5 protein-coding genes and 1 riboswitch are annotated in these 6,211 nt (G+C 41.1%); of the genes, 2 read left to right on the forward strand and 3 right to left on the reverse strand.

Going from position 1 to position 6,211, the window contains the following annotated elements; translation table 11 throughout:
* Positions 1-33: 33 nt before the first annotated feature.
* Positions 34-2,004 (reverse strand): methyl-accepting chemotaxis protein, encoded by a 1,971-nt coding sequence (locus tag CUU64_RS09990; RefSeq protein ID WP_101633457.1) that lies wholly within the window; start codon positions 2,002-2,004, stop codon positions 34-36.
* 414 nt (positions 2,005-2,418) lie between these two features.
* Here CUU64_RS09990 and CUU64_RS21965 point away from each other — a divergent pair, with 414 nt between their 5' ends.
* Complete coding sequence (locus tag CUU64_RS21965; protein ID WP_180954539.1) at positions 2,419-2,595, forward strand: hypothetical protein; 177 nt, start codon at positions 2,419-2,421, stop codon at positions 2,593-2,595.
* A gap of 277 nt (positions 2,596-2,872) precedes the next feature.
* A riboswitch (SAM riboswitch) is annotated at positions 2,873-2,975 on the forward strand.
* Between the two features lie 97 nt (positions 2,976-3,072).
* Positions 3,073-4,182, forward strand: coding sequence for a 5-methyltetrahydropteroyltriglutamate--homocysteine S-methyltransferase (locus tag CUU64_RS09995; RefSeq protein WP_101633458.1), 1,110 nt, complete (start codon positions 3,073-3,075; stop codon positions 4,180-4,182).
* Between the two features lie 116 nt (positions 4,183-4,298).
* On the opposite strand, the gene CUU64_RS21970 is transcribed toward CUU64_RS09995, so the two are convergent.
* Together CUU64_RS21970 and CUU64_RS10000 are read right to left on the reverse strand one after the other, a co-directional pair.
* Positions 4,299-4,472 carry a hypothetical protein gene (locus tag CUU64_RS21970; RefSeq protein ID WP_180954540.1) on the reverse strand — a complete coding sequence of 58 codons (174 nt, stop codon included), beginning with the start codon at positions 4,470-4,472 and terminating at the stop codon, positions 4,299-4,301.
* 230 nt (positions 4,473-4,702) lie between these two features.
* Positions 4,703-5,923 (reverse strand): S1C family serine protease, encoded by a 1,221-nt coding sequence (locus CUU64_RS10000; RefSeq protein WP_101633459.1) that lies wholly within the window; start codon positions 5,921-5,923, stop codon positions 4,703-4,705.
* Positions 5,924-6,211 lie beyond the last annotated feature (288 nt).

Raw genomic sequence — 6,211 nt, forward strand, 5'->3', positions numbered from 1 at the left:
CTATGATCTCTGATGTGAAAGGGTTTTAACTCCCTAATACTTAAATTTCGCAATGATTCCCTTTAAATCTTCTGCCATAGAGGAAAGCATTTTAGCAGAAGCAGATATCTCTTCCATGGATGCCAGCTGTTCCTCAGTGGAGGCGGCGACTTCTTCCGACGTTTCAGCATTTCCTTTTGCAAGTATAGCCACTTCATTTGCTGTAGCACTTACCTCTTGTACACCTGCGGACATTTGCTGGGCTGTAGCGGATACTTCCTGCATTTGCGGCGTGATTTGCTTTACGCTATTTAGGATTTCATTAAATTTCTCTATCGCACCGTTTGAAACTTTCACACCGCCTTGCACATCATGAGACACCCTGGCCATATTCTGAACCGCGCTTTCGGTATCCTTCTGAATACCTTGAATAAGCTCAAATATTTGCTGGGCCGAGTGTTGGGATTGTTCTGCCAATTTGCGTACTTCGTCGGCGACAACGGCAAAACCCTTCCCCTGCTCTCCTGCCCTTGCAGCTTCGATTGCAGCATTCAATGCAAGAAGATTTGTCTGTTCAGCAATGCCCGTAATGACATCCAGTATCGTTCCGATTTCCTTTCCACGTTCATTTAACGCTTGAATCATGGTGTTGGATTCTACAACTGACTCACTGATGGAATTCATTTGATCCCTGGTATGGGCAACTGCCTGCCCGCCTTCTTCCGCTTGAACTGACGTATGTTGGGATAGCGCTAAAACACTCAACGAGCTTTCCGCTATTTTCGTTACACCTGCGGATATTTCACCTAATGCCTGTGCATTTCGGCCGATCCCACTCGTCTGTTTTTCGGCACTGCCGGCTACTTCCTGTATGGATACCGCTACTTGTTCAGTAGCAGCGCTCGTTTGTTCAGCATTAGCTGTCAGTTGTTCCGCTGAGGATGCAACTTGTTCAGCGCTCATTTCAACTTGTTTAATCAGAGAACGGAGATTTTCCTGCATGTCATTAAACGCCTGCCCAAGCTGTCCAATTTCATCATTGGTTTTCACATCAATATGTTCTGTCAAATTGCCTTTGCTTACAGTAACGGCCTTTTGTTTTAATAATCTAATCGGATTGATGATTGATTTTATAATTAAATAAACAACTATGGATCCTACTAAAATCGATACAATAATCACTAATAATGTTCGATTGAATATCGGAGAGGCTGAATCAGAAATCTCTGACGTATACATCGTTCCGCCGATTTTCCATCCTGTTAATTCGTTGGTTGTAAAATTCATATATTTGTCTTCGCCTTGGAAATGGTATTCAAACTGTCCTGTCTTTTTTTCATATAATTTATCTGAAAAAGGCTGTTCATCTTTCGTTCCAGCTTTCATAGTCGGGTGTGCAATGTACGTTTTCTCCTGATCCAGAAGGAGGGCATATCCATCATGGCCTATCTTTATGTTATGAACGAGACTTTGAAGATGGTTTAAATTGATGCTAACTGCTATAACACCTGAACCATCTGTGATTGCCTTAGAAACAGTAACGACCATATCTTTGGTCCCAGCCGCCTGATAAGGAGGAGAAATCACCACTTCTCCCTTTGCCTTCATAGCATCTTGATACCAAGGCCTCTCTCGGGGATCATAATCAGGGTCCATAGTCACGGCTGGTTCCTGGATGAATAAGCCGTCTTTATCCGTACCGACAAAGATACTGGTAGCTTCCGGATGAAGCATGGCATATTGTGCCAGCTTTTCCCGTAATTCAGGACTGCTGTTTCCTGTATATAGACTAGAATTTATTCTTTTAGAAAAGTACTCAATGTCGTTTATCTTGGGTTTTATGGTGCCATCAATACTTGAATTCAACAATGCCAATTTCCCATCCGAACTATCCAGCATCTCTCTTCCAACAGCTGTTTCAGCTGATGAGTACGCTAGTAAGCCAATGCAAATGGAAGGAATGATCAGAATGGCTGCAAAAGAAATGATTAATTTCGAACGTAAGTTTTTCATGATGTTCTTCATGGAAAATAGCCTCTTTTCTATACAATTTGTTTTTAAAATTGAGGGAGTCGTTCGTGTTCTAATCGAATTGCTGTTTAACAAAAATATCTTCCCTTTATGTCTCCCATAAAGGTTGTCATCCATCGAGCATATTACCTATTTCGCATGAATATATGTAGTAAGGACACCTCTTTCTCAATCTACAGCTCTATTGACAGTACAAAAGTCCCAAAGATATGATAGGGAATATTATACCAAAAGTGTTAGACAAATTCCGACATTCTTTTTAAAACGTTTGAAAAATCGTCACATAAAGCGCTTTCATTTGTATCTCAATGAAAACTTTTTACATGAAAGGAGAAGAATGGTGATTAATCCTATTATTTTCGGGTAATATAATAAGGACTTTAGTAACAGTATAAAGAGGGATATTTTATGGTTAATTGTGAAGAAATTACTATTTTGATGCATGAGTTAGGTAAACTAATAGATGAATATGAAAGATGTACAGATAGAATGGTTCGTGAAAATATCAAGGAAGATATTTTATTAATCGGTACCGTTATTCACCCCGATTATAAGCTTAGTGGAAATAAAATAAGTAATTTTTAATCTACAGGAATCATTTGGTTCAGTATAAACAATTACAAAACCCTAGATTGTTGGCTTTTATACATCTAGGGTTTTGAGTCATGCAAGGGAAATGTCCTTCATCAAGGCATCGTAAACCTTACCGAAATGAACGCAAGTCCCGTTCATGTGCTACGACTTGGTTTTACCTTTGATGATTAATTAGCCCAAAAATATATTGTTGATGATTCAAAACTTTTTTAATTACCCCTTGACGCTATTAACGATTGACGGTACAGTAAATAAAAAGTGAATAACATTCTTATCCAGAGAGGTGGAGGGACTGGCCCTGCGATACCTCAGCAACAGACTTCATAGAGAGTACTGTGCTAATTCCAGAAGCTTAAGGCCGAAGATAAGAAGAGACAAGGACCACTACGCCAAAAACCTCTTCTGCTTCCAGAAGAGGTTTTTCTTTTTTGGCCTTATTAAAAACTAATTGGAAAGAAGGTAGTATTTATGTCGACTACGTTAACAAAAGCACCGTACAGGGCAGATCACGTTGGAAGTTTACTAAGGCCTACGCACTTGCTGGAAGCGCGATCCCGCTTTAGCAACGGAGAGATAAGCGCCGACCAGCTAAGAGAGGTAGAACTGGCGGAGGTAAGAAGAATTGTAGATAAGCAAATTGAAATTGGCCTTACAGCGGTGACGGATGGAGAATTCAGACGGCATTGGTGGCACACGGATTTTATGGAAAACCTGCTGGGCATGGAAGGCTACACACCTGAAAAAGGCTACCAATTCAGCAAGATGGAAACGGAAAAGCATGATGTTCGCGCTATCGGAAAAGTAGCATTCAATCCAGATCATCCTTTCATCGAACACGCCAAGGAGCTGGTTGAAATAGTTGGTGCCAGGGCGGTAGCCAAAGTGACCATTCCTAGCCCTAATCAGTTCTTCAATGCCGGCATTATCAACCCGACAATCTATTCTGATTGGGAAGAGTTTGCAAAGGATATCATTGAAGCATACAAACAAACACTGAAAGCATTTTATGATGTAGGGGTACGCTATGTCCAGTTGGATGATGTATATATTGCTGGCCTATCCGCACCTGCACTTCCTTTTAGTGACGCTAAATATACCCGTGAATACTTGATTGATTTAGCTTTACGTGTGATCAACGGTGTTCTGGAGGACAAACCAGAAGACCTGTTTGTAACTACCCATCTATGCAGAGGAAACTATAAATCTGACTACGCATTTTCCGGAAGCTACGATATTATTGCACCTACCCTACTAAATAAGGAAAAAGTAAATGGTTTTTTCCTGGAGTACGATGATGAGCGCTCAGGATCATTCGAAGCGCTAAAGTATATCCCGAATGGAGAAGATGCACCACGCGTTGTCCTAGGGCTATTTACTTCCAAGTTTCCTGAGCTGGAGGACAAGGAAACGATTAAACAAAGAATTAAAGAAGCATCCCAATACGTTCCTTTGGAACAGCTGTGCATCAGTCCGCAATGTGGATTCGCTTCTACCCACCATGGAAATAATTTGACAGAAGAAGAGCAATGGAACAAATTGAAGTTCGTTGTCGATGTCGCAAAAGAAGTTTGGGGTTAATTTAAAGAATTTTCTAACTATAATCCCGCCATGTGTAATCAGCAGCCCGCAAAGAGTCGCTTATAGAAAAAAAAACCTGGTGAGTGAATGCTCATCAGGTTTATTAGACAATATTTTCAATTCTTTCGCCCTGCATCTTCACCTGTATTATTGGAATTTCTATCTTCATCTGCGTCTACTGGTGTATTTTTAACTCCCGGCTTATCTGTATCATCTGATGAACATCCTGTTGCAGCCCCTAACAAGATCGTGGATAAAATTAGGTAGAGGAAACCCCTCTTACGTAACATATAGATACCTCCATCAAGTTAGTATTCTGATTTCACCCATTGATGTATACCCCTGCCTAATGCTCCTTGTTCCACATGAATGGTCCGCACTCCATCTAGGAAAATAAACTTTTATCTCCACCCTCCCTCTATTGCCATTTCCTCTTTGAATTCCCTTAGTATTTCCTATTAAAACTATTCTTAGCCAAAAGGGAACTCTTCCCTTTGCAATAGTTCGGTAGAGTCTACTATTAGATATTGATCGTAACGCTCATTTCCTTGCCATTGCGGTATATTTTCACTCTGATTTTATTTGCTTCCTTTGCGTTTAAATATAAGTATTGGCGGAATTGGCCGACCGTGTCTACTTCCTTTCCATCGACCGATACAATGACATCTCCACTCTTCATTCCTGCTTTTGCAGCAGATGATGATGGCTCTACAGACGATACGACCACACCTTCTTCCAGACCAATAGGCAAGTTCAACTGTTGCTGGGTGACATACCTGGACAAGTCGGTAACATTTTCAAGGGTGATTCCGAGGTAGGGACGTTTTACTTTGCCGCTTTGCAACAATTCATTTATGATTGGGACCACATCCTGGCTGGGGATAGCAAATCCTAACCCTTCCACCCCATCTTCAGCAATCTTAAGGCTGTTAATGCCCACAACCTGACCGGAGCTATTGATTAAAGCTCCTCCGCTATTGCCGGGATTAATCGCTGCATCCGTCTGGATGACACTGGCATCCCACTCCCCTTCTGAAGTGGTAACTGGAATTGTCCGTTCTTTTCCGCTGATGATGCCTTGCGTGACACTACCCGCAAAATCCAATCCAAGCGGATTACCGATAGCTGCTACCTGTTCGCCAAGGCGGAGTTTTGAAGAGTCGCCAAATTGTGCAATCCCATTCACATTGGCACCATCAATTTTTAAAACAGCCAGATCTGTTAATGGGTCCGCCCCGACGATTTCTGCTTGTACCCGTTTTCCTGACGAGAGGGAAATCTCCACTTTATCCGCTCCATCAATGACGTGGTTATTGGTTACGATGTAGGCATTATTACCAACTTTTTTAAAAACAACTCCTGAGCCTGTCCCGCTTTGGGCCTCGCTGTTTTCTTGCGTTTGGGAATACGCAGAGAAAGGATGGTTTTGCTGCTGGATATTAATAACGCCAACGACCGCTTCTGAGACCTTTTCAATCGCTTCCACTAAGTTGTCACTATGGGTCGAAGTTTGTTGTACGGCAATCTCCGCTTTCGTATTGTCTTTTTTTTCGACAGCAGATGCCCTAAAGTTTTCCGTCAACTTTTCAACAGAAGGAATATTTTCAAAGTCAAAATTATTGGTAACATAAAGGGTCATAACAGATCCTAAAACAACTCCTGATAAGGGAAGCATCAATCTGGATACACGCTTTTTCTTTTTGGCCAGCTTTTGGTTCAATTCATTTTCATATAAATTCATGATCTTACTCTCCTTGTTCTACATGTCATTTTCGAAGATTATGCAATCATTATAGAAACGTTTGGTGAAAACAAAGTGAAAAGTGAGGGAATTTGATCATTTTTTGAAGATGGAAAAAGCGTGAGCAACATTTGAGCCCACGCTTTTATAGAACATAAATTTAAGTACATCGGTTAACAGTTGTTTTTATTAGTTATGTTTCTTAGATGGATGCTCCACACCTAATGCTTCTAATTGTTTGTCCACATTTTCCATGATCGCTTCGGCCTTCGCTTTGGTTGCTTCATC

The organism is Bacillus sp. V5-8f, from assembly GCF_002863565.1.
In the GTDB taxonomy this organism is placed as follows: domain Bacteria; phylum Bacillota; class Bacilli; order Bacillales; family DSM-1321; genus Peribacillus.